Source organism: Thermus sp. 2.9 (genome assembly GCF_000794385.1).
In the GTDB taxonomy this organism is placed as follows: domain Bacteria; phylum Deinococcota; class Deinococci; order Deinococcales; family Thermaceae; genus Thermus; species Thermus thalpophilus.
In genome coordinates this window covers 284,241-306,785 of record NZ_JTJB01000003.1, presented here as the reverse complement: position 1 = coordinate 306,785, position 22,545 = coordinate 284,241, and the positions used below count along the sequence as shown (strand labels likewise).

Here is a 22,545-nt window from a genome sequence, read left to right as displayed (position 1 = left end):
GCCGGAGGGGCCGGAGGCGTTCCGGCCCCTCTTGTATACTTGCGGGCGTGGAGAAGGCCCTGGTCCTGAAGGACATCACCAAGCGCTTCCCCCTGGTCCTCGCCAACGACCACATCTCCTTGGACCTGAACTGGGGCGAGGTCTTGGCCCTGGTGGGGGAAAACGGTGCCGGGAAATCCACCCTCATGAAGATCGTCTACGGCCTACAGCCCCCGGACAAGGGGGAGATGTGGGTGGACGGCAAGCCCTACCGGCCCAAAAGCCCCCTGGACGCCATCGCCGCCGGCATCGGCATGGTGCACCAGCACTTCATGTTGGTGGAGCCCTTCACGGTGCTGGAGAACCTGGTCTTGGGCTTGGAGCCGGGAAGCCCCTTGTACCTGGACCTCGAGGCCGCCCGGAAGCGGGCCCAAGGCCTCATGGAGGAGCTCGGCTTCCAGGTTCCCCTGGACGAGCGCATTGAAAACCTCCCCGTGGGGCTCCAGCAGCGGGTGGAGATCCTGAAGGCCCTCTACCGCAAGGCCAGGATCCTCATTCTGGACGAGCCCACCGCCGTCCTCACCCCCCAGGAGGCGGAGGAGCTTTTCCGCTTCCTAAGGGCCTACGTGGCCCAGGGCAACGCCGCCATCTTCATCAGCCACAAGCTCAAGGAGGTGCTTGCCGTCTCCGACCGGGTCACGGTGATCCGGGATGGGAAGGTGGTGGGCACGGTGCGCACCCAAGAGACCTCCTTGGAGGAGCTCGCCCGGATGATGGTGGGCCGGGAGGTGGTCCTAAGGGTGCAAAAGGGCCCGGCCAGGCCCGGGGAGGTGGTTTTGAAACTGGAGGACTTCGCCGCCCCGCCCCGGCTTAAGGGCGTGAGCTTTGCGGTGCGCGCCGGGGAGATCGTGGGCATCGCCGGGGTAGAGGGGAACGGGCAAACGGAGCTGGTGGAGGCCCTCACCGGCCTGCGCCGCCACCAGGGGGTGGCCCGGTACCTGGGCAAACCCCTCCCCCCCTTGGCCCGGGCGGTGCGGGAGCTCGGGGTGAGCCACGTTCCCGAGGACCGGCACGCCCGGGGCCTCGTCCTGGACTTTTCCGTGCGGGAAAACGCCATCCTGGGCGACCAGCACAGGCCCCCCTTCCGCGGCTTCCTGGGCTTCTTGGACGGCGAGGCGGTGGAGCGCCACGCCCGGGCCCTGGTGGAGGCCTTTGACGTGCGGCCCCGGTCCACGGAGCTTTCCGCAAGGCGCTTCTCCGGGGGTAACCAGCAGAAGATCGTGGTGGGAAGGGAGCTCTTAAGGAAGCCCCGCCTCCTCATCGCCTCCCAGCCCACCCGGGGGGTGGACGTGGGGGCCATTGAGTTCATCCACCAGCGCCTCATTGAGGCCCGGGACCAGGGGATGGCCGTCCTTTTGGTCTCCGCCGACCTCAGCGAGGTCTTGAGCCTTTCCGACCGCATCCTCGTCATGTACGAGGGAAGGATCGTGGGGGAACTCAGCCCGGAGGAGGCCACGGAGGAGCGGCTCGGCCTCCTGATGGCGGGGATTTCCGCTTAGGGCTCCCTAAACTCCCCCGCCACCCGCCCGAGGAGAACCACCTCGCCCCTTTCCAGGGCGTAGCGCACCCGTTCTCCCCGCACGAAGCCCTTCTCGTCCCGGCTTTCCACGTTGCCGAAGAGGTAGGCGAAGCCCTCCTTCTCCCGCACCAGGGCCCTTTCCGCCTTGGTGGTGCGCTCGCCTTGGGTGAACTCCACCCCCAAAAGCCAAAGCGCCTCCTCGTCCAGAAGGTAGCGGAGGCTGTTCGCCTTGCCCAAAAGGGGTTTTTCCCCTTCCCGCCTCACCTCCAAGGGGCCTTCCAAAAGGGCTTCCCCGGTATCGTTCTGGTAGCGAAGCCGCCTCCCCTTCACCCGGGTCGCCCCCTCCTCCACCGCCACCTCCCCCGGGGCCTGGCGCACCTCGAGGCGGCCCTCCTCCTCCAGGTACCGGGCGCTTCCCCCGGAGAGGAAAAGGGTCTCCTCGCTCCCCCGCTCCACCACCGCCAAGGGCCCTGTGGCCCGCACCTCGCTTCCCAAGCGCACCTCCACCCCCTTGGGGTCAAAGAGGACCAGGCGCAGGTACCGTTCCCCCTTCCCCGCCCCCGCCCGGCGCAGGCGCAGGAGGTGGGGAAGGCCCTCCCGGGTGAAGTCAGGGTTGTAGGCAGCCTCCACCATGTCCCCGGGCTTCAGGCCCTCGTCCACCGCGCTCCCCGCGTCCAGGAAAAAGGCCTTTTCTCCCACCACCGCCTTGTCCTGGCCCAGCTCCTTGAGCTCGCCCAGGTAAAGGTCGCCGTAGTCGGCGTAGAAGAGGCTATCCTCCTCCCCGCTCACCCAGGCCACCACCTTCTTGTCCTTGCGGACCAGCTCCACCTCGGGGCGGAAGGCCTCCTGGGCCAAGGCGCAAAGGAGCAGGAGGCCCAAGCCCAGGAGGAAAGGGCGCATCACTTCTCCCCGAGCTTCTTAAACTCCTCCACGGGCAGGCGGAAGGCGCGGCCGTAGACCCGCACCTGGTGGCGGTTCACGTTGTGGAGGAGGGTGCTCCCCGAAAGCCTAAAGCCTTCCTTCTTGTTCTCGCTCACCGCCGGCTTCCCCAAGACGATGGCCTCCCCGGTGGTGTCGTCGTAGTAAAGGCTTTCCCCGGTGGTCACCAGATCCCCGTCCACGAGGCGCACCCCCCCGGTGGCGATGAGGCGCTTGGAGCCGGTGAGGCTCCGCACCTCCTTAGCCCGGATCACCAGGTCCCCGTCCTTGCGCTTGCGGGTGAGGACCACCTCCTTGGCGTCGCTGAAGACGGCGAGGCCCCGTTCCTCCTCGTAGTAGACGAAGCCCGCCCGCCCCTCCTGGTTGCCGCTTTTGAGGAGGGCGTTTTCGCTGGTGGAGGTGTCGGTGTCCACCTGGAAGGTCATGCGGCTCGCCTCCACCTCCACGGGATCCTCCCCGGGCTTGGGCTCTTGGCGCATGCGGGCCGGGCCCAAGAGCTCCCCTTCCCCCGTGGTTTCCCGGTAGACCAGGACGGGGCCCCGGGCCTCCACCCGGCCCCGGCGCACCACCACGCCCCCCTCAAAGCGGGCCTCCCGTTCCCCTTCCGCCTCCTGCATGGTCTTGCCCTTGGGGGCGGTGAGGGTGGCCTTGGGGGCTTGGATGGAGAGGTCCTTGACCCGGCCCCTCACCTCCCCCTCAAAGGTCCAGGGGCCGTAGCGCAGGTCCCCGGAAAGCCTGCCCCCTTCCACTTGGATCACCCGCACGCCGGAAGCCGCCAAGGCCAGTCCCAACACCGAAAAAAGCACGAGTCTTCTCACGAGCTACCTCCTTCCACGGTGCACGGGCCAAAACTTCCCCCAGCGGGAAAGGAAAAGCGGGGGTTTTGCGCCTCGAGGCGCTCCAGGGCGAAATCCGAGCGGAAGGCCTCCGCCTCGCCCCTGAGGTTCGGCGCTTCTATCCGCACCCATGGGGCGAAGAAGCCCTCCTTCTGCCGGATGAGGACCTCCCCCTTCCCGGGGGCGGAAAGGGCGAGCCGGTAGCACCCCTTAAGGATCTCCACCTCGGCGTAAGGGGCCCGCAGGTTGTCCCCGGGCTCCACCACCACCTCAGGAGCCCTAAGCCACAGGTCCAGGCGCCCCTTCACGTACCGCTCCCCGGTAAGCCCCCCCCGGATGCGGAACACCCCCCCCTCTTCCACCATCTCCTCCGCGGCGAAGCGCCACTCCACCCCCTCCTCCTCGGGGAAGAGCCAAAACTCCACCCCCAGAAGGCGCACCCCCGGGGCTGGGGCCGGAGATCGGGAAGGCCCCGGACGGAGCCAAGGGAGGAGGAAAAGCAAGAGGGCGAGGGGGAGGAGAAACCGCACCACGCCCCTCACCTTACGGGAAAGCGCTTGAGAAAGATGACAAGGCCCTTTACCCCAGCACATCCCGCGGGTTTCCCCGCACCCTGAGGTTCACCCAGGTCTTGCGCAGGCGGAGGAGGGCCTTCAGGGGGCGGTAGAGGGGGGAAAGGGGCAGGGTGTAGGCGGGAAACTGCACCCGTCTGCCGCCAAACCCCTCCTTGAAGCGCCAGATCCCCTCGGCGTGGCTCCCTTCGGGGGTGCGGGGAACGCCCCAAAGGTCGTAGATCCGGTAGCCCCGGGCCATGCCGTGGCGGATGGCCATGAGGTGCATCCCCATGGGAGCCTTGGCCTCGGGGTGGTGGCGGCTGCTACCCCCGTAGAGGTAGTCCACCTTCCCGGCGAAGGCCACGAAAAGCCCCGCCGCCAAAGCCTCCCCGTCCTTGGCGGCTAAGGTGATGAAGGCCTCGCCCAAGGGCTGGTTCATCTCCTTTAGGACGGCCCGGTAGTATTCCTCCGAGTGTTGCAGGAGCTTGGCCCGGCGGTTCGTCTCCTCAAAAAGGCGGAAGAACTCGGGGAAGGCCTCCTCTCCCGCCACGAGGAGCTCCGTGCGCTTCTGCGCCAGGCGGGCGTTGCGGCGGTGCATCTCCTTCATGCCCTTCAGGAGCGCCTCCTCCCCTTGGGTGAGGTCCAGCCACAGGGAGTGGCCGGGCTGGATGGGCTCCTCCGGCAAGAGGCCGGGGAAGTGGGGGGGCGCTTCCTCCGCCGCAAGACCCGCCTCCGGCTCCACCACCAGGTGGGTGCCCTTTACCCCCTGGGCCAAGGCCTGGGCCACCTGGGGGAGGTCCTCCAGGCGGAAAAGGGCTGGGCCCCTTGGGGCGTAGACCAGGCTAAGCCCCCCGGGGAGGCGTTTCAGGAGGACCTGGGCGGCCCCCAAAAGCCTATCCCCCTGGTACACGGCAAAGCGCTTGGGCTCCCAGCCGGAAAGCCGCTTCACCTCCCCCCAGCCAAAGGACTGAAGGGCGCTGGTGATGGGGAAGCCGGAAACCAACCGGTTCCAGGCCTCAGGTTCGTGAACCTCCAAAAGCTCGGCCATCCCCTAAGCGTAAAGGGTCTCCGCAAGCTCTTCCAGGAGGCCGTCCCCTTCCAGGGGAAGCCGCCTGGCCTCCAGGTACTCCTGGAGAAGGGGAGCGAAGCGGGCGTCCTCCGCCCGAGCCGCCCGCTCCTTGAGGGGAAGGAGGGGCCAGCCGTAGGCCAAATGGCCCAGGATATCGTACAGGTCGTACTCCCCCGGCACCAGGCGGCGCAGGAGGGCCTCGGTCCAGCCCTTGGCCACCAGGTTGGCGAGGAGGGCGCGGCGGCTTTGCGTTCTTCGCCAGAGGAGGCGGAAGCGCTCCTCCTCCGGCAGGGCCTGCCGGAGCCTTCCCCCCACCTCCGCCAAGGTGCTCACCCGCTCACCCCCCGGGAGGAGGTAGCCCTCCCGAGCCAAGAGGCTTTCCACCGCCTGCTTGAGCCGGCGCCCGCTGATGGGTTTTTCCAGGAAAAGGTCGGCCCCCAAAGCCCGGCTTGGACCCTCCAGCTCCTGCCCCCCGCCGGTGAACATGATGACGGGCACCCGGCTCAGGCGGCGCACCGCCCGAATGCGGCCTAAGAGGGTGAGGCCATCCATGTCCGGCATCATGATGTCCAGGAGGATCAGGTCGGGGGTTTCCTTGCGCAGGTACTCCAAGGCCGCCTTGGCGGAGTCCGCCAAGACCACCTCGTGGCCGGAGCCGGAAAGGACCACCTCGAGGAGGTGGCGGATGCGGGGGTCATCGTCCACCACGAGAAGCCGCGCCACGAAGGCCATGCTACGCCAGCCCTTTTTCCCCTGTCCAGGGTGCTTGTACCATGGAGGGCATGAGGATCGCCTTCCAGGGCACCGAAGGGGCGTACAGCGAAGAGGCCCTCCTCAAGGCCTTCCCCGGCGCCACCCCCGTGGGCTTCCCCACCTTTCACCAGGTGTTTGAGGCGGTGGAAACGGGGGAGGCGGAGCTTGGGGTGGTGCCCGTGGAGAACACCACCGCCGGCAGCATCAACCAGACCTACGACCTCCTCCTGGAAAGCGACCTGCACGTGGTGGGGGAGATCGTCCACCGGGTGGAGCACTGCCTTCTGGCACCCCGGGGCGTGGAGCTTAAGGAGCTCAAGGCGGTGAAGAGCCACCCCCAGGCCCTGGCCCAGTGCGACGGCTTCTTAGCCCGGCTTCGCCTCACCCCCATCCCCGTGTACGACACCGCCGGGGCCGCCCGGGCCTTGGCGGAAAACCCCGAGCCCGGGGTGGGGGCCATCGCCTCGAGGCGGGCGGCGGAGCTCTATGGCCTTGCCGTCCTGGCGGAAAACATTGAGGACTACCCCCACAACTACACCCGCTTCTTCGTCATCGGCCGCGAGGAGGCAAGGAAGGGGGAAGGCCCCCACAAGACCAGCATCGTCTTCGCCGTGCGCCACCGCCCCGGGGGGCTTTTGGAGGCCCTGCAGGTCTTCGCCGAGGCCGGGGTGAACCTCACCAAGCTGGAGTCTAGGCCGCGGCGGGACAAGCCGTTTAGCTACCTCTTTTACCTGGACTTAGAGGGCCACCTGGAGGAGCCGGGACCCGCCCAAGCCCTTCTGGGCCTTTTGCGGCGGGCGGCCTTTTTAAAGGTCCTGGGCTCCTACCCCGCCTACCGGAACGGCACCTAGCCCGGGCGGACGTCCACCACCCTTTCCCCGGCGGCCTCCAGGCGCTTGGGCACCCCTTCCACATCCTCCCCCACCACCCGCATCACCAGGCGCTGGTAGCCCTCGAGGTGGGCGGCGGTGGCGATGGAGACGATGTTGGCCGGAGGGACCGCCTGGGCCATCTGGGCCAGGGCCCCGGGGACGTCGGGGATGTCCACGGTGATGCGAAGACCCCCAAGCTTAAGGCCCAACACCTCAATGAAGGCCCGAAGCACGTCGGTCACGGTGATGATGCCCACAAGCCGATCCCCTTCCATCACCGGCAGGCCTCCGATCTTCCGCTCCTCCATGAGGAGGGCCGCCTTTTCCAAAGGCTCGTCCGCCCCCACGGTGACCACGGGCTTGGCCATCACCTCCTCCACGGTGAGCTTGGAGAGGAGGTAGTTCATCTCCCACACCGAGAGGGTGGTGGCCTTGGAGGGCATGGCATCCTTGAGGTCCTTGTCCGTCACCAAGCCCACGAGCTTCCCGTCCTTCACCACGGGCAGGCGCCGGAAGCCTTTGTGCTTCAACAGGTTGATGGCCTCCAACACCGGGGTGTCGGGGGGCACGGTAAGGGGGTCCTTGGTCATCCAATCGCGGACCAGCATCTTTAACCTCCTCTCACCCCTAGCTTATCCCATGGTGAAGGGTAAAAATGTCCCCGCCCAAAGGGCGGGGAAAACCATACTTCCTTTTTTACCGCAGGGTTGCCCCAAGGACCACGCGGCTAGAGCCCCCACCTCCGAAGGGATAAAAGTACTCCCCATCCAGGAAAACCCCCGTCCTGGGGTCCAACAACACCTCCACCCCTAAGGAGAGGTGAAGGCCGAGGTCGCTCGTTTGGGCGAACCGCCCGGCAAGCCCCCCGCCGAAGTAGGGCCTAATCCCCCTGAGGTCCCGGTCCAGCTGGCCCAAATCCGGCTTGAAGAGGAGTTCACCCCCCACTAGGAAGCTCGGGCCGCTGGGGAAGAGGTCGGCGAAACCCCGGAAGGCCAGGCTTTGCTCCAAGGGTGCCTCCAAGCCCAAACCAAGCCCAGCGGGGGGCAAAGAAAGCCGGAAGGAAACCGCCCGCTGGGCGAAGGCCAGGGAACCTAAGGCCAAAAGCGCCAACAACCAAAGCGTCTTGCGCATACGCTTCACCTCCAAAGAGCATCCTACCCCCCCTCGCATCAAGGGGAAAGGAAGCTTTCTCTCACCCTGGCCTAACCCGGAGCAGCTAGGCTTAGGCCCATGAAACGGCTTCCCCTTACGGCCCTTTTCCTGGCCCTCGGCGCCCTCCTCACCCCCATGCTGGCCCAGAACAAAAACGTGGCCACCCGCATCGGCTTTGTGGACGCCGACGCTCTCATCCAGGCCCACCCCGACTACAAAAAGGTCCAGGACGTGCAGGCCCAGGCCAAGAAGGAGCTCTCCCCCCTGGAGGAGAAGCTCAAGCCCCTGGACCAAAAGGTGCGGGCCGGCCAAGCCAGCGCCAAGGAGCGCCAGGACTACGACGCCCTCCTTAAGACCTACCAAGACACCCTGAAGAAGTGGCAGGACCGGCAGAACCAGGCGCTCAAGCCCATCCTGGATGACGTGGACGCGGCCATCGCCAAGGTGGCCAAGGCCCAGGGCTTCGCCGTGGTCATGAGCCGGCAGGTGGCGGCCCAGTCCGGCCTGGTGGTCTACGCCGACGAGGACACCGACCTCACCCAGGCGGTGATCCGGGAACTCAAGCGCTAAAGCCCAGGCCTCCTGCCCCGCTTGGCCTACTCCCAGGCGGGGTAGGCCTCTTTGGGCAGGCTCCAACGCACCTCCTCCAAGGCCCCGTCAAAGCGGAGGATGGCGGCGAGGCGCTTCCTGGAATACACCCGGTAAGGCTCTTTAGGGATGAAGGCGGTGACGATGTCCACGTGCCGCGGCTTGGCGTACTCCAGGACCACGTGCAAGGGCAGGCGCAGGCGAGGCGGGAAGACCATATAGCCCAAAACCAGCATCCGCTGGTCCTCAGGGTAGATGCAAAGCTCCCTGCCCCATTCCAGGGCCCTGAGGATGTCCAGCTCGGTGAAGCCTTCCTGGAGCATGTGCTTGGCCACGTGGGGGCCCAAGCGGTAGCGACCTTCCCTAAGGTGGGGGAGGAGGTCCGGAAGGCGGCGAAGCTTCTTCACGTCCACCCCCTTTCCCCCCAGTCTAGGACGAAACGCCCAAGGAAGTGTGGCCTTCACCGGTAAGGCCCTAAGGCCGCGGGGTCCCGCACCGCCAGGAAAGCCCCATAGACCCTCTCCGCCCCCGCCTGGAGTAGGGCCTCCTTGGCCCGGAGGAAGGTGGCCCCGCTCGTGAGGACATCGTCCACTAAAAGCCAAGCCCCCACCACCCGGGCCTTGGGGAGGAAGAGCCTCGAGGGGAGCTTGGTCCTCTCCCGCCCCCGGGTGGGCTGGCCTGGGGTGTAGCGCACCCGCACCAAAACCCGCCGGTAGGGAAGGTGGAGGAGGCGGGCAAGCTCCTTGGCCAAAAGCTCAGGCGGGCTATACCCCCTTTGGAGAAGCCGGGGAAGAAGGGTGGGCACCGCCGTCACCCCTGAAAGGGCCCAACCCTGGGCCAGGACCCCTTCCGCCAAGGGGCGGGCGAGAAGGGGGGCTAGGCCAGCGCAGCGCCCGTACTTCAGGGCCCGAGCCAGGCCCCCCACCCGGCCATAAAGCCCCAGGTAGACCACCTCCCCCGTCCCCTGGGCCTTAAGGGCCCGGCGGCAGGCGGCGCAGAGGAGGGGCCCATCCAGGGGCCCCCGCACCCGGGGCAGGCGTGGCCCAAAAGCGCCTCAAGAAAGCCCCAAAGCATCCCTTAGCGCCTCGTCAAAGGGCGGGTAGAGCACCCCCTTTTCCGTGATGATCCCCGTGAGGTAACGGTGGGGGGTGAGGTCAAAGGCGGGGTGATAGGCGGGAAAGCCTTCAGGAGCCAGGCGCACCCCTTGGAGGGTGAGGACCTCCTCCGGGGAGCGCTCCTCTATGGGGATGCCTTCCCCACTTGCCAGGCCAGGGTCCACGGAGGAAAGGGGCAAGGCGGCGTAGAAGGGAACCCCGTGGTGGTGGGCCAAAACCGCCAGGGTGTAGGTGCCGATCTTGTTGGCGAAGTCGCCGTTTAGGGCCATGCGGTCCACCCCCACGATGACGGCGTCCACCAATCCCCGTTGCATGAGGAAGCCCGCCATGTTGTCGGCGATGAGCGTGGCGGGAACGCCCGCCTTTTTTAGCTCAAAGGCGGTGAGCCGGGCCCCTTGCAGGTAGGGCCGGGTCTCATCCACCCAGACATGGCGCACCCGCTCCTGGCGGTGGGCCTCGAGGATGGCCCCAAGCGCCGTCCCATACCCCCCGGTGGCGAGGGGCCCGGTGTTGCAGTGGGTGAGGACCCGGCCCCGAAGCACCCTGGCCCCGTGGAGGCTGATCGCCTTTTCCGTCTCCTCCACCTCCCGCCAAAGGGCTTTCGCCTCCTTAAGGCTTGCCTCCAGGTCCCCCCAGTGGGGGCGCATGCGGTCCAGGGCGTAAAAGAGGTTCACCGCCGTGGGGCGGCTTTGGCGGAGGAGCCTCTCCGCCTCCTTTGGGCTTTCCCCCCGGAGGTGGGCGAGGACCATGCCGAAGGCCGCCGAGACCCCGATGGCCGGGGCCCCCCGCACCACCATGGCCCGGATGGCCTCCGCCATCTCCCCCGCGGTGCGCACGGGCACCCAGACTTCCTCCAAGGGAAGCCGCCTTTGGTCCAGAAGCCAAAAGACCCCCTCACCCTCGTCAAAGCGGAAGGGCAGCAAGCGCTCCACGCCCTAAGCCTAAAGGAGGCGGAGGACCTTGTCGTCCCCCGGGCGCACCCGGCCCCGGCCGTCCCGGTTGGAGGTGGTGACGTAAAGGGCCCCGTCGGGCCCCACCTGCACCTCCCGCAGGCGCCCGAAGCCCGTGAGGGCTTCCTCCACCCGCACAACCCGCCACCTTCCCTTGCCCCCCGCAAGGACCAAGCGCAAAAGCGCCTCTCCCCGAAGCCCCGCCAAATAGAGCGCCCCCCGCCAGAAGGCCAGGTTTCCCGGGGGAAAGCCCTGGGGGAAAACGGAAAGGGGGTCCTGGTAGCGGGCATCCCCCAACCGGCCCACCCCCCGGGGCCAGCCGTAATTGCCCCCCGGGAGGATGACGTTCACCTCGTCGTGGCCAAAGCCCTGCTCCCCGCTCGGCCCGTGCTCGCTGGAGAAAAGCTCCCCCGTCTCCGGGTGCCAGGCGAGGCCCTGGGGGTTGCGGTGCCCCAGGCTATAGACCTCGGGCCGGGCCCCCCGCCTTCCCAAAAACGGGTTCCCGGGGGCGGGCTCGCCCTCGGGGGTGATCCGCAGGATCTTCCCCCCCAAGGAGGAAAGGTCCTGGGCCATCTCCCGCTCGTACACCTCCCCCGTGGTGACGTAAAGCATCCCATCGGGGCCAAAGGCGATCCGCCCCCCGGAGTGGAGGCCGTGGGGGCGGGCGGGAATGCCGTCCAGGATCACCCGGTCCAAAACCCCCCGCTCCCCCTCATGCCGAAGGCGCACCACCTGGTTGCGAAGCCCCCCTTCCTCCACGGTGCGGTAGGCATAGACGTAGGGCTCTTGGGGAAAGCGGGGGTGGAGGGCGAGGCCCAAAAGCCCCGACTCCCCTCGGTGGTAGACGGGAAGCTCGGCATAGGGGACCACCCTCCCGCCCCGCACCAGCCGGATGCGCCCCGGCCGCTCGGAAACCAAAAACCCCCCGCCGGGCAAAAAGGCCAGGGCCCAGGGGACCTCCAAGCCCTCCGCCACCCCCTCCGCCCTTAGGCCCTGGCCCCGGGCTAGGGCCAGGGCGGAAAGGGCGGCGAGAAAGCGCCTTCTTGTCATTCCCCTTCCCCCTTTCGGGGAAGAGGCTACCCCATAAGGGCCTACGCCTTGGGGTCCAGGATCACCTTCACCGCCTGGCCCGAGGCCAAAAGGTGAAAAGCTTCCCGGTAGCGGCTCAGGGGCAGGCGGTGGGTGATGAGGGGGGTGAGGTCCACCCGGCCCGAATAGACCAAGGCGGTGCCCTGCATCCAGGTCTGCCAAAGCCGCCTTCCGGCGATGCCGTAGGCGGTGATCCCCCGCATGACCAGCTCCCCCGCCAGGTCAAAGCGGATGGGATCGGAGGGGATGCCGAGGATCCTCGCCTCGCCCCCCGGGATGAGGGCCTTTAGGCCCTGGTGGATGGCGCTCTCGTTGCCGGAAAACTCCAAGAGGACCTCCACCCCGCTTCCCGTGACCTCCCGCACCACCTGGAGGAGGTCTTCCTCGAGGGGGTTCACGAGCCGGTCGGCGTAAGGTTTGGCGAAGGCCAGGCGGTAGGGGTTGGGGTCGGAGACCAAAATGGGCCCCGCCCCGCTCGCCCGGGCCACCATGGCCGCCATGAGGCCGATGGGCCCCGCCCCGGTGATGAGGACGCTCTTCCCCGAGACCCCGCTTCCGGCATACACCGTGTGCACAGCGTTGCCGAAGGGCTCCAGGATGGCCGCCACCTCAAAGGGGAGGTCCTTGGGGTTGACCCAGGCGTTTTCCGCCGGCACCACCACGTACTCGGCGAACCCCCCGTCCCGGTCCACCCCCAGGATCTCCGTGTTCAGGCAGACGTGGTAGTTGCCCGTGCGGCAGGCGGGGCAGGCGTGGCAGACGATGTGGCTTTCCAGGCTCACGTGATCCCCCACCTGAGGGCGCTTCACCCCGGGACCCACCGCCTCCACCACGCCGCTGAACTCGTGCCCGGTGATGAGGGGAGGCCGGACCCTGCCCCGGGACCAGGCGTCCCACCTCCAGATGTGGAGGTCGGTGCCGCAGATGCTGGCGGCCTCCACCCGCACCAGGATCTCCCCAGGCCCCGGCTCGGGGCGGGAGCGTTCCACTAGGGTTAGGCCCTCTTCGGGGGCCAGCTTGGCCAAAGCGCGCATACCGGGGCCATGCTACCACCGGTAAAGGGCGCCCACGCTAAAACGCACGCTCTCGCCACTTTCCATGCCCAAGGAAAGACCCAAAGTGGGTGTAAGCTCGTACCCAAGCTGAAAAGCCACGGTTTGATAAGCCCCTTCCCCCACCGGAAACCGGGAGCTTAAGGAAAGGGTCAGTCTATCCTGGCGGTATTGGGCGAACACGCTTTGCGCTCCCCGCAGGTCCACCTCGTACCCCAAGAACAAATTGGGCATCACATATTTGCCCACCGAAAAACGGGTGTCCTCCAACTGCCCACCCTGGAAAAAGGGTGCACGGATCTGGAATTGATCCAGTCCCAAAACCCGTCCAAGCTCCTGCTCCAGTTGACCCACAAGCAGGCTCTCCAACGCCGCACTCAAAATCGTCTGGGGTAAAGCATCCAAAACCTGACTTAGATCAGAGGTGCCCAGGATCAAAAGGGAATAAGCCTCCAGTTCGGTTAGTTCGGGTTCTGTGGTCAACTTGGGATCCAAGCGGAGCTTTATCTGACCATTTTCGCGGAAAAAACCCCCTTCTGCCTGAAGGTGCAGGATGTAGCCCCGTGCTTCACCAGTGGCCTGAAGGGTGAACTCGGGCAAAATGCCCCGGCTAGGACTAAACCGTATGGCGCTTTCTTCAGGTACAATGTTAAAAAGCACGTCCCACAAGCGGAAAGTGCCCCGAAGGGGACGAGCCTCCCCTGAAAGGTAGGGATCCTGGTAAGACCCACCCAAGTACACCTCTCCGCCCAACTCACCCTGAACCAGACTCTCCTGAACAAGAACTCCTCTTTCCGCATACAGACGAACATTCTCAAATACCAAGGGAAGAGGTTGCGAGGGGCCAGCCTCCTTAGGTCGCGCCGCCTCGGCTTCCCGAGCCGAAGAAAAAGCTAGGCGAGCGCGCAACACCTCGGCGTTGGCAGTCAGGTGGTAATTTTCCCCCTCTTGGTATAAGAAGAAGCCTTTCACGTCTAAACGCCCTTCCTGCAAGTAAAGGCTAGGATAGCTCAGGGTTACTCGGCCATAACCTGCAAGGCGCAACGGCAAAAGGGTCCCTTGCGCTTCCAGCTCCCCCAGGCGAACCTCCACTAGCCCCGAGGGGTAGCGGAAGACCACCTCCGCCGGGGTGGCCTCCTTGAGCCCGGGGAGGGAAACCTCCCCCTTGGCGCTCACCCGGAAGTCCTCCAAGCGGCCCTCGAGGCCAAGCCTGGCCCGCCCCGGGAAAGGCGCCGTGAGGGTGAGCTCCCCTTCCGCCTTCGCCCCCCCGTCCAAGGAGAGGAGGCCCTCGGGCAAGTACCCCGCCACCGGGCCGAGCCGGAAGCGGAAGTCCTTAAAGCCCACCTGAAAGCCCTCTCCCGTGAGGCGCAGGCTCAGGCTCCCCGAACCCTCGGGCCGGTAGGGCTTCAGGGCGGGCACCACCTGGAGCACGGGGGTGAAGACCGTGTCCTTCAGGTACAGGTAAAGGTCGCTGCCTTCGGGGCTCCAGTACCCCCCGCCCTCCCAGACACCCCGACCCGCCAGGCGGAGGTGGTCCACCTCCACCCGCCCCCGGCTCAAGCGGAAGGCCGCCTGCCCCTTAAGCTCATCCCCCCCGCCCCGGAAGACCAGGCTTTCCCCCACCAAAACCCCTTCCCCCCGCCAGGGGTTGGCCAGGGGCACCCTTAGGCGCACCGCCCCCGTCCAGTAGGCCTCCCCCTCCAAGGGCCCCGCCACCGCCGCCAAGAGGAGGTGGAGGGGGAAGCCCCGGGGGCTTGCCACGAGGTCCAGCCTTCCCCCCTCCAAGGCCACCTGGAAGGGGGTTTCCCCCAGGCGCCCCTCCCCGGCGAAACCCGCCCCTCCAAGGCGCCCCTTTAGGCCTAACGGAAGGCGCGTCCCCGCCACCTCCACCGCCCCCGAAACCGCCCCTTCCGCCCCGCCTCCCTTCAAGGCCAGGCTTCCAGAAACCCGTCCCCTGAGGTAGGGGGCGTAGCGGCCCAGGAAGTTCTCGAGGGCCGCCTCCTTCAGGGTGAGGTCCAAGGCCAGGGGGAGGAGGGTCCCCTTGGCCTCCACCCGGCCCACGCCCCCCGTCAACGCCCCTTCCACCCTGTACCCCTCTCCCAAAACCCGGCCCTGGAAGCGGCTTTCCAAGGGGGTAAGGGGAAGGTCCACCCTGAGTTCCCCCTTGGGCGGGTAGGCCAGGCTTCCCTCCAGGTAGGGCCCCGTGGCGGTGAGCTCGGCGGAAAGGAGGCGGCCCTCTAGGCGCACCGCCTGCTCCCCCGCCCGGTAGTCCAGGCGGTAGGCCCCGTCCAGTCCCACCTCCCCCATGAGGCGCCCCGCCCCCGCCGCCCACCATGGCCATGCGGGGTGTTCCCCTTCCACCCCCACCTTGGCCCCTTCCCCCTGGAGGCGAAGGGCCACGCCCCCCACCTCCAGGGCCAGGCTCCCCGAAACCTTGCCCTCGGCGTAGCGCAAGGCGCCCGTGCCCTGAGGGCTCGTGAGGGTTAGGGCGAGGCTTTCCAAGTCCAACTCCCCCTCCAGGGGAAGCCCCGCCCCCGGCACCCGGTAGGCCAAGAGGACCTTCCTACCTTCCCCCCGGGCGGCCAAGCCGCCTGGGACGAGGCCCCGGAGAAGGGTAGCCTCTCCCTGGGCTTCCCGCGCCAAAAGGTCCAGATGGAGGCCCCCCAGGGCCAGCTCAGGCCAGACCAGGGCCACCTCCTCCCCCAGGACCTCCCCCCGAAGCCGGGGAAGCCCTTCCCCCTCCAGGGCAAGCCGCCCCTCGCGGAAGGCCACCTCCCCCCGCCAGGCCCCATCCCAGGCCACCTCCCCCTCGAGGTCCCCCTTGAGGGAAAGGCGCAAGGCCCCTTCCCCGTACACCCCCTCCGCCTCCGCTTCCCGGCCCAAGGCGGCGAGGCGAAGCTTTAGGGCCACCCGCCGCCAGGGGCCTCCCATCTCCCCTGAGAGGCGCACGGGGCCGTAGGCGAAGTCCGAAAGGGCTAGGGCAACCCCCTCGGGCCCCACCTCCCCCTTCACCCCTTCCCCCTGGAGGGCCACCCGGAAGCCCGAAAGGCCCTCCAGGGCGAGGTCCACCTCCCCATAGGCGTACCGCCCCGATAGCCACTTCCCGGGGTAGGTGCCCTCGGCCTCGAGGACGCCAAGCCCCCGGGGCAAGGGGCCCTGGTAGCGGTAGGCCAGGCGGAAGGGCACAAGGTCCAGCCTCGCCGTGAGGGGAAGCCCCTCCCCCACGAGGTCAAACCCCCCCTCCCTCCCCAAAAGCCGCGCCCGGCCGTAGGGGCTTTCCACCACCCCCTCCCCAGCCCACACCCCCAGGTAGCCCTCCTCCGCCCGGTAGCGGTAAGCCCCCCGGAAGGAAAAGTCCCGGTAGCCCAGCGCCAAGGCCAGATCGCCCTCGAGGCCCGCGCACGCCCCCAAGGGCCGGGGCAGGCAGAAGGTGCCCTCCCCCTGCCCCCTAACCGCCCCCTCTCCCCGAAGGACAAGCCGCCCCGCCCCCAGGTCCACCTCCGCTAAAAGGGCCCCATCGGAAAGGGGATAGCGGGCCCGAAGAAGCCCCGAGAGCCCTTTCCCGTACCGCACCTCCCCCACCACCTTGGGCCCCTGGAAGCGGAGGGCAAGCCCCTCCGCCCCGTACGCCCCTCCAAACCGCTCCCCATAGGCCTCCCCTTGGAACTCCGCCCGCAAGGGGGAAAGCCAGACCCGCCCCCCCGCCTCCCCCTCCGGCCGGAGGAGCCGGAAGGCCAAGGGCCCTTGCCAAGGACCCTCCCCCTCCGCCTGGAGCCGGGTGGGGAGGCCAAAGGGGGTTAGGTCCAGGTCGGCCTTCAGGGAAAGCCTCCCCCCTTCCAGGCGGAGCCTTAGGCCTGGGGCCTCGGCATAGACCCCAAGCCCCAACAGGGAAATCCCCTCCTGGGCGAAGCGGAAGGGCAGCGCCGCCCCCTCCCCGCCAAAACCCCTCCCCCGCAAGCCGGGGCGCAAGGAGGGTGCCCCCAAGCCGGGCCTGGGCGGCAAGCCGCGCCTTCCCCACCCCCAGGGCGTAGCGGGCATCCCCGGAAAGCCCAAGCCCCGAAACCTCCCCCTCCGCCTGCAGGCTTCCGGGAAGCTCCTCCCCCTGGAGGCGGAAGCGCAAGGCGCCTTGCCCTTGGGCGAGGAGGGCAAGGCCCCTCCCGGAGGCCCGGAGCCACCCCACGTACCCTTCCTTCCCGTAGCGCAGATCCGCCTCCAGGGAAAAGCCCGCCACCTTGCCCCTTCCCCGGGCGAAGAGGCTCAGCCCCTCCCCGTAGGCCACCCCCAGGGCCAAGGGGGCCTGCCAGCGGGCCTCCACCTTCCCCCCTTCCCCCATAAGCCGCACGGGACCTTCCTGGGTCAGGTACTGGAGGCCCCTTAGCGAGCCCTCCCCCCAGTACCTCGCCCCCTCCCAGAAAAGGGCCACTTCCCCTTCGGCGTACGGGGAGGCGTGGCGCACCCTTCCTTCCCCCTTAAGCCCCAGGAGGTCCAAGGTGGCCTTTAGGTCCGTCTCCCCCAGGGCCTCCCCCCGGTAAACCCCCCGCACCTCTAGGGCGCTGTAGGGGCCCTTAAGGCTCACCTCCAGGCCCCGGTGGCGGAAGGAAGCCTCCACCCCCCTTCGGTCCAGCCTCCCCCCGCCCTCCAGGTCCCCGAGGCCCCGAAGCGCCCCCGCCCGGGCCTCCCAGGCGAGGCCCACCCCCCGCCGGGGAAGCCACAGGCCAAGCTCCCCGTCCCGGTAGGCCAGGGCCAAGGGTTCTTCCCCATAGGCCAAGCGCGCCTCCGCCCTCCCCCTTCCCTCCAGGTCCACCTCCCCCTCCACCCGCCCCGCCAGGGCCACGCCCAGGGCCTGCGCCAAGGGGGCCACCTCCTTTAGGGCGAGCCGCAACCGCTCCCCCTCCCAGGCCACCTCCCCCCCGGTGTAGCGCAGGGCGAGGGCAAGGCCCTCCCCGTACCGCCCCTCCCAGGTGAAGGGAAGCCCGGCGAAGCGCCCTTCCCCCTGCAGGCGCAGGCGAAGCCCTTCCCCTTGGAAGCTTCCCCGCACCTCTCCCTCCCGCCCCAGAACGCGGAAGGGCAGGGCCAGGCTTCCCCGGTAGGCGAGGCCCTCCCCCACCAGGCGCACGGGGCCCTCGAGGACGTAGCGCAAAGCCCCTTCCCGCCACACCCGGCCCCGGAAGGGCAAGGGGTCCAGGTAGGGAAGCCTTGCCTCCCCCAAGACCTCCAGGGCCAAGGCCTCCCAAGGGCCCTCCCCCCTGGCCTCCCCCAGGACCTCCACCCCGCCCTGGCGGTGGTGGACCTTTAGGGCCAGGCGGTAGCCCGAGGGGGAAACCTCCCCTTCGCCCTCCAGATAGGGCCCAAGGAGGCGCACCTTCGCCTGAAGGAGCGCTTCCCCCTGCAAAAGGGCCTCCCCGTAGGGGCTTTCCAGGCGGAGCCTCCCCCCTTGGGTACCCCAGGTGCCCGTGGCCCGCACGGGAAGGCCCCAAGGGGAGAGGTCCAACCCCTCCGCCTGCATGAGGAGGCGAAGCCCCCCCTCGTACCCGCCCAGGAGCCTAAGCCCCGGGGCCCTCCCAGAGAGGCGAAAGCCCGCCCCCCGCCCCGAGAGGCTCAGGCTAAGCCCCCCCTTGGGGAAGAAGGCCTCCCCCCGGTAGGCCAGGGCCAGGAGGTCCACCTGCCCCCCTAGCCTCCCCTCCCCCAAAAAGGGCGCCTCCCCTTGGCCCCAAAGGCGCACCGCCCGCCAGGGGCCTTTCCCCTCCAGGGTCCCGTAGGGGGTGGCGAGGCGCACCGCGCCCCCTTCCAGGTCCCCCTCGGCCCAAAGCCGGCCCTCCACCTCCCGGTAGCGGAAGGGAAGGTCCAGGCGGAAGGGGTAGCGCCCCCCAAGCCCAACCTCCCCCACCCCCGCCACCCGGAGGGCCCCCCGGTCCAGGGTAAAGGCGAGGGGCGGAAGGCGAAGCCCCTCGGGCAGGGGGGGCGCAAGCCTTCCCCTTAGCCGGGGCTCAGGGTAGACCTCCCCTTCCCCCTCCACATAGCCCCCAAGGCGGAGGAAAAGCCGCTTCCCCGCCCCCACAAGCCTCCCCTCCACCCCGTAGGGGGTCTTCACCTCGGCGAAGCCGGCAAAGCCCCCGTCGTAGGCCAGGTCCGCCCGCAGGTCCAAGGGGCCTAGGGCCGCCTCCCCCTTAAGGCGCAGGGCCTTTCGGTAGGCCAGGGTGAGGTCCCCAGCCTTCAGCCTCAGGCCCGGCCCCGGGTCGTACGCCCCGGCGAAGGGAAGCTCCCCCAAGGGCGTCTTCAGCCTGCCGGAAAGCTCCGCCCCCAGCCGGCGCAAGGAGGCCTCCGCCTCGAGGTAGCGCCCCTCAGCCCGAAGCCTTCCCCCCAAGGCCCCTTCCCGGTAGAAGGCCTCGCCATAGAGGCGCACCTCGTCCAGGGCCCGCACGGGCAGGCCAAGGAGGCGGAGGGCCAAGACCCCCTTTTGGTACGTCCCCTCCCCGTAGGGGCTTTGGAAGCGGAAGCCGGAGGCCTCCTGCACCACCGCCACGGGGAAGGCGGCGTAGGGGGAGGCGTAGCGGAGCGCGGCGGAAAGCCTCCCCCCCCGCAGGCGGCCTTCCCCCTCGAGGCTCCCCACCGCCAAGGGGGTGGGGGAAAGGAGCAGAGCGAGGTCGCCCCAGGTCCCGGAAAGGGCCAAGGGCCCAAGCCGCCCATAGACCCGCCCCCCCTCCCCCCGCACCTCCCCGGAGAGGTCCAGGGGGGCGAAAAGGGGAAGCGCCACGCTGGGGCTTCGCACCTCCGCCCGGTAGCGGCCCCCCTCCAACAGGAAGGCCACCTCCGCCTTCCCCTCCAGAGGCTTGGGCCAGGCCGCAACCCCGCTTCCCGCTAACCGCTTCCCCTCCCCCTTCAGGACGAGCCGGCTCCCCAAGGTATCGGTGAAGGCCGCCCGGTAGCCGCCTCCCTCCAGGGCGAAGCCCAGGCGGTAGGCCCGGTCAAAAAGCCGCCCCTCCGCCTCCGCCGCCAGGGAGAAGACCCGGTCAAACCCAAGCCGCCCCCGGTGGCGGAAGGGCTCCCCCAAAAACCGCCCCTCCCCCTGGAACGCGCCCGTGAGCTTAAGCGCCGCCCAGCCTTCCCCCGCCAGGGTGAGGACCCCATCCCCCTCCACGGGCAGGGAAAGGCCGAAGTGCCGGGCCAAGGCGGCAAGCCTGGGTCTGCCCACCACCCGGAAGCGGTAGCGCTCCCCCTTGAGGTCCACCTCCGCCTCCGCCTGGAGGGGCCCCTCGAGGCCCACACCCTCTAGGCGCGCCGTCACTCGCTCACCCTGTAGGCGGATGGGGCCTTCCACCTGGGTGAGGGAGAAGCCCACGAGCTCCACCACCCCTCCCACCACCTGCGCTTCCCCCTCCATCCCCCCGGGGCCGAGCCGAAAGGCCCCCGAAAGCCTTCCCCCCTTAAGCCCCGGGTAGAAGAAGGAAAGCCCGGAAACCTCCCCCCCATAGCGCACCTCCCAGGCGGAAAGGTCCGCCGCCAAGGCCCGCGCCTCCCCCTGGAAGCTCCCCCCGGGAAGCCTCGCCAGGAAGCGGTAAGGGTTTTCCCCCGTGAGGGTGAGGCGCAAGGGGGGGAGGAAAAGCCTTTTCCCCCGGGGAAGCTCCACCTCGGCATCCCGAAGGACCAGGCTCCGGAAGACCACCTTAAGCGCGGGCGGGGGGCCTGGCTTCCCCGGGACCAAGGCCTCCCAGGTGGGCTTGAGCCGGGCCCCCTTTAGCGTGAGGCTTAGGGGAAGCTCCCGGCGCAAAAGCCCGAGGAGCTCGTAGCGGATGGCCACCTCCTCCGCCTCCAAAAAGAGCCCCTCCCCCTGAAGCCGCACCCCCCGCAGGGTGAGGCCCAAAAGAAGGTGCCCCCGCACCTCCCCCACCTGCCCCGAAAACCCCGCCAGGGCCAGGCCCCGGAGCACCGCCCCCTTCAGAAGGGGCGGCCAGGCGAGGAGGGCAAGGAGGGCCAAAAGAAAGAGGAGGAGGAAAAGCCCCCGCCGCATCTACCTAAGCATAGGGAAAGGATATGAAAGCCGCGTGGCAGGGCGGGTTAAAATGCCCTCATGCCGCGCCTGGTGGCCTTGGTGAAGGGAAGGGTGCAAGGGGTGGGGTATAGGGCCTTCGCCCAGAAGAAGGCCCTGGAACTGGGGCTTTCCGGCTACGCCGAAAACCTCCCGGACGGCCGGGTGGAGGTGGTGGCGGAAGGCCCCGAGGAGGACCTTAAAGCCTTCTTGCACCACCTCAAGCAAGGCCCCCGCCTCGCCCGGGTGGACGAGGTGGAGGTGCAGTGGGCCGAGGAAACCGGGCTAAAGGGGTTTTACGTGTACTGAGCCCAGGCCTGGGGCTTGGCCCCGGCGCGGAGGAGGGCCTCGGCCAAGGCCCCCTTGAGCTCGGGAAGCCCCGCGCCCTTTAAGGCGGAAACCGGAACCCCGCCCAGCCGCTCCCGCAGGTAGTAGACGTCGTAAGGGGCGGCCCGGTCCGCCTTGGAAAGGGCCAGGACCCGGGGGGCCTCCACGCCGAGCTCCTGAAGGAGGGCCTCCACCACCCGGTGCCGCTCCAAGGCCCCCTCCTCGGAAGCGTCCAGGACGTGGACCAAGAGGTCCGCCTCCCGCACCTCCTCGAGGGTGGCCCGGAAGGCGGTGAGGAGCTCCTCCGGCATCTTCCGGATGAAGCCCACGGTGTCGGTGAAAAGCACCTCCCCCACCCCCGGCAAGAAGCCCCGGCGGGTGAGGGGCCTCAGGGTGGCGAAGAGCTTGTCCTCCCCCGGCTCCCCGCCCCGGGCCAGGGCCTGGAGGAGGGTGGTTTTGCCGGCGTTGGTGTACCCCACCACGGCGATGAGGGGCACCCCCCGGCGCTTCCTTTGCCTCCGCGCCTCCTCCCGCCTTTTGGCGTACTCCTCCAGCTTGCGGCTTAGGTGGGCGATGCGCTCCTGAAGCCGCCTCCGGTCCACCTCCAGCTTGGTCTCGCCGGGGCCCCGGGTGCCGATGCCACCCCCAAGGCGGCTCAGTTCCTTCCCCTTCCCCACCAGGCGGGGGAGGAGGTACTTGAGCTGGGCCAGCTCCACCTGGGCCTGGGCCTCCGGGGTCTTGGCGTGCAGGGCGAAGATGTCCAGGATGAGCTGGGTGCGGTCCAGGACCTTAAGCCCCGTGGCCCGCTCTATCTCCCGGGCCTGGGCGGGGGAAAGCTCCAGGCCGAAGATAAGGGTGGAGGCGTTTTCGTGGTAGGCGAGGCTTTTTAGCTCCTCCAGCTTACCGAGGCCCACCAGGTACCGGGGGTCCAGGCTCTTGCGGAAGACGAGGAGGCGCTTCACCGGCACCCCCCCGGCGGTGCGGGTGAGCTCGGCGAGCTCCTTGAGGGCGGCCTCCGCCTCCGGGCCTTCCCCCAGGTCCACCCCCACCAGGATGGCCCTTTCCCCGCTCCCGTCCTGGAGTTCCCGCACCCGGGCCTGCCGGGCCAGCTCCTCCTCCAGGGCCTCCACCTCCTTGCGGTGGTCCAGGTCCAGGTACTGGAAGTAGGGCCTGGGGGGCAGGATGCGCCAGTCCTCCTCCAGGGCCTTGGGCGGCGAGAGGAAGGCCAGGTGGAGCGTGGTGGGCCTCCCCTCCGCCACCTCGAGGGCGGCCAGGCTGTCCAGGCGGTTCAGGAAGAGCACGGAAAGGTCGGGCCGGGAAAGCCCCCCGGGGGAAAGGTGGGTGTGGAGGAGGCGGAAGCCGGAAAGCCTGCGCTCCGCCCTCGCCCCCTCGGGGATGGGAAGCTCCTTGGCGTCCCCCACCCCCACCCGCACCACCCGGCCCTCCCGGTCCAAGAGCAGGCTCAAGGGCCTTCCCACCTCCGCGGAGAGCTGGGCCAGGGCCTGGGCCAGCTCGGGGGTGATGACCCGCTCCGGGGGCACCCGGCGGCGGTAGAGGTTGGAAAGCTTCTTTAGCTCGCTCTTCTTGAGCCCTTCCGTCCTGCCGAAGATCTTCTCCAATGCCCCTCTAGTATAACCCAAGTTGCTACCTATCCCCTGGATCTGA

General features: G+C 68.6%; 18 protein-coding genes and 1 pseudogene. 4 read left to right on the top strand and 15 right to left on the bottom strand.

Going from position 1 to position 22,545, the window contains the following annotated elements; genetic code table 11:
- Positions 1 to 47: 47 nt before the first annotated feature.
- Complete coding sequence (locus tag QT17_RS03130; RefSeq protein ID WP_039456117.1) at positions 48 to 1,538, top strand: ABC transporter ATP-binding protein; 1,491 nt, start codon at positions 48 to 50, stop codon at positions 1,536 to 1,538.
- On the opposite strand, the gene QT17_RS03125 is transcribed toward QT17_RS03130, so the two are convergent.
- Genes QT17_RS03125 through QT17_RS03105 form a run of 5 tightly spaced genes read right to left on the bottom strand, consistent with a single transcriptional unit; the run spans position 1,535 to position 5,688 of the window.
- On the bottom strand, positions 1,535 to 2,458 hold the full coding sequence (locus QT17_RS03125) for a hypothetical protein (RefSeq protein ID WP_039456116.1): 924 nt from the start codon (positions 2,456 to 2,458) through the stop codon (positions 1,535 to 1,537). The genes QT17_RS03130 and QT17_RS03125 overlap by 4 nt on opposite strands.
- The gene (locus tag QT17_RS03120) at positions 2,458 to 3,315 is read right to left on the bottom strand and encodes an LptA/OstA family protein (protein ID WP_039456114.1); all 858 of its coding nucleotides are present in this window, start codon (positions 3,313 to 3,315) and stop codon (positions 2,458 to 2,460) included. Before QT17_RS03120 ends, QT17_RS03125 begins: the two co-directional genes overlap by 1 nt.
- Positions 3,312 to 3,866: a hypothetical protein gene (locus tag QT17_RS03115; protein WP_039456267.1), complete on the bottom strand. Its 555-nt coding sequence runs from the start codon at positions 3,864 to 3,866 to the stop codon at positions 3,312 to 3,314. The genes QT17_RS03120 and QT17_RS03115 overlap by 4 nt, the downstream gene beginning before the upstream one ends.
- Positions 3,867 to 3,912: 46 nt before the next feature.
- Positions 3,913 to 4,935, bottom strand: coding sequence for a peptidoglycan bridge formation glycyltransferase FemA/FemB family protein (locus tag QT17_RS03110; RefSeq protein ID WP_039456112.1), 1,023 nt, complete (start codon positions 4,933 to 4,935; stop codon positions 3,913 to 3,915).
- A gap of 3 nt (positions 4,936 to 4,938) precedes the next feature.
- Positions 4,939 to 5,688, bottom strand: a complete 750-nt coding sequence (locus tag QT17_RS03105; protein ID WP_039456110.1) for a response regulator — start codon at positions 5,686 to 5,688, stop codon at positions 4,939 to 4,941.
- Positions 5,689 to 5,738: 50 nt separating this feature from the next.
- Here QT17_RS03105 and pheA point away from each other — a divergent pair, with 50 nt between their 5' ends.
- A complete protein-coding gene (gene pheA, locus QT17_RS03100) occupies positions 5,739 to 6,560 on the top strand; it encodes a prephenate dehydratase (RefSeq protein WP_039456107.1) in 822 nt (273 codons plus the stop codon).
- Here pheA and QT17_RS03095 read toward each other — a convergent pair.
- Both QT17_RS03095 and QT17_RS03090 read right to left on the bottom strand, forming a co-directional pair.
- Complete coding sequence (locus QT17_RS03095; RefSeq protein ID WP_039456104.1) at positions 6,557 to 7,189, bottom strand: CBS and ACT domain-containing protein; 633 nt, start codon at positions 7,187 to 7,189, stop codon at positions 6,557 to 6,559. The genes pheA and QT17_RS03095 overlap by 4 nt on opposite strands.
- Positions 7,190 to 7,277: 88 nt before the next feature.
- Entirely contained in the window at positions 7,278 to 7,712 is a 435-nt protein-coding gene (locus tag QT17_RS03090) for a hypothetical protein (RefSeq protein ID WP_039456101.1), read from the bottom strand.
- A 99-nt stretch (positions 7,713 to 7,811) separates the two neighbouring features.
- On the opposite strand from QT17_RS03090, the gene QT17_RS03085 reads away from it, so the two are divergent.
- Positions 7,812 to 8,303, top strand: coding sequence for an OmpH family outer membrane protein (locus QT17_RS03085; protein ID WP_039456098.1), 492 nt, complete (start codon positions 7,812 to 7,814; stop codon positions 8,301 to 8,303).
- A 26-nt stretch (positions 8,304 to 8,329) separates the two neighbouring features.
- On the opposite strand, the gene QT17_RS03080 is transcribed toward QT17_RS03085, so the two are convergent.
- The 7 genes and pseudogenes from QT17_RS03080 to QT17_RS14810 form a co-directional block, all read right to left on the bottom strand.
- Positions 8,330 to 8,728, bottom strand: coding sequence for a DUF4258 domain-containing protein (locus tag QT17_RS03080; RefSeq protein ID WP_039456264.1), 399 nt, complete (start codon positions 8,726 to 8,728; stop codon positions 8,330 to 8,332).
- A 53-nt stretch (positions 8,729 to 8,781) separates the two neighbouring features.
- A pseudogene (locus tag QT17_RS03075) lies at positions 8,782 to 9,395 on the bottom strand (ComF family protein).
- Complete coding sequence (gene mtnA / locus QT17_RS03070; RefSeq protein ID WP_039456095.1) at positions 9,376 to 10,368, bottom strand: S-methyl-5-thioribose-1-phosphate isomerase; 993 nt, start codon at positions 10,366 to 10,368, stop codon at positions 9,376 to 9,378. The pseudogene QT17_RS03075 and the gene mtnA overlap by 20 nt, the downstream one beginning before the upstream one ends.
- Positions 10,369 to 10,377: 9 nt before the next feature.
- Positions 10,378 to 11,436, bottom strand: coding sequence for a PQQ-dependent sugar dehydrogenase (locus tag QT17_RS03065; protein WP_039456093.1), 1,059 nt, complete (start codon positions 11,434 to 11,436; stop codon positions 10,378 to 10,380).
- A 41-nt stretch (positions 11,437 to 11,477) separates the two neighbouring features.
- Positions 11,478 to 12,509 (bottom strand): L-threonine 3-dehydrogenase, encoded by a 1,032-nt coding sequence (gene tdh, locus QT17_RS03060; RefSeq protein WP_039456090.1) that lies wholly within the window; start codon positions 12,507 to 12,509, stop codon positions 11,478 to 11,480.
- A gap of 12 nt (positions 12,510 to 12,521) precedes the next feature.
- On the bottom strand, positions 12,522 to 14,834 hold the full coding sequence (locus tag QT17_RS14815) for a translocation/assembly module TamB domain-containing protein (RefSeq protein ID WP_304412943.1): 2,313 nt from the start codon (positions 14,832 to 14,834) through the stop codon (positions 12,522 to 12,524).
- Positions 14,835 to 15,975: 1,141 nt separating this feature from the next.
- Positions 15,976 to 20,535, bottom strand: coding sequence for a hypothetical protein (locus QT17_RS14810; protein ID WP_235283695.1), 4,560 nt, complete (start codon positions 20,533 to 20,535; stop codon positions 15,976 to 15,978).
- Positions 20,536 to 20,595: 60 nt separating this feature from the next.
- On the opposite strand from QT17_RS14810, the gene QT17_RS03050 reads away from it, so the two are divergent.
- The gene (locus QT17_RS03050) at positions 20,596 to 20,862 is read left to right on the top strand and encodes an acylphosphatase (protein ID WP_039456087.1); all 267 of its coding nucleotides are present in this window, start codon (positions 20,596 to 20,598) and stop codon (positions 20,860 to 20,862) included.
- Here the strand turns inward: QT17_RS03050 and hflX are convergent.
- Positions 20,850 to 22,499, bottom strand: coding sequence for a GTPase HflX (hflX, locus tag QT17_RS03045; RefSeq protein ID WP_039456082.1), 1,650 nt, complete (start codon positions 22,497 to 22,499; stop codon positions 20,850 to 20,852). The genes QT17_RS03050 and hflX overlap by 13 nt on opposite strands.
- Positions 22,500 to 22,545 lie beyond the last annotated feature (46 nt).

Excerpts from the sequence above, each read along its gene's own strand:
- QT17_RS14810 (WP_235283695.1), bottom strand. The coding sequence starts at position 20,535 with ATGCGGCGGGGGCTTTTCCTCCTCCTCTTTCTTTTGGCCCTCCTTGCC.
- QT17_RS03065 (WP_039456093.1), bottom strand. The coding sequence starts at position 11,436 with ATGACAAGAAGGCGCTTTCTCGCCGCCCTTTCCGCCCTGGCCCTAGCC.
- QT17_RS03105 (WP_039456110.1), bottom strand. The coding sequence starts at position 5,688 with ATGGCCTTCGTGGCGCGGCTTCTCGTGGTGGACGATGACCCCCGCATC.
- QT17_RS03050 (WP_039456087.1), top strand. The coding sequence starts at position 20,596 with ATGCCGCGCCTGGTGGCCTTGGTGAAGGGAAGGGTGCAAGGGGTGGGG.
- QT17_RS03125 (WP_039456116.1), bottom strand. The coding sequence starts at position 2,458 with ATGCGCCCTTTCCTCCTGGGCTTGGGCCTCCTGCTCCTTTGCGCCTTG.
- QT17_RS03085 (WP_039456098.1), top strand. The coding sequence starts at position 7,812 with ATGAAACGGCTTCCCCTTACGGCCCTTTTCCTGGCCCTCGGCGCCCTC.
- tdh (WP_039456090.1), bottom strand. The coding sequence starts at position 12,509 with ATGCGCGCTTTGGCCAAGCTGGCCCCCGAAGAGGGCCTAACCCTAGTG.
- pheA (WP_039456107.1), top strand. The coding sequence starts at position 5,739 with ATGAGGATCGCCTTCCAGGGCACCGAAGGGGCGTACAGCGAAGAGGCC.
- QT17_RS03090 (WP_039456101.1), bottom strand. The coding sequence starts at position 7,712 with ATGCGCAAGACGCTTTGGTTGTTGGCGCTTTTGGCCTTAGGTTCCCTG.
- QT17_RS03095 (WP_039456104.1), bottom strand. The coding sequence starts at position 7,189 with ATGCTGGTCCGCGATTGGATGACCAAGGACCCCCTTACCGTGCCCCCC.
- QT17_RS14815 (WP_304412943.1), bottom strand. The coding sequence starts at position 14,834 with ATGGGGGAGGTGGGACTGGACGGGGCCTACCGCCTGGACTACCGGGCG.
- QT17_RS03110 (WP_039456112.1), bottom strand. The coding sequence starts at position 4,935 with ATGGCCGAGCTTTTGGAGGTTCACGAACCTGAGGCCTGGAACCGGTTG.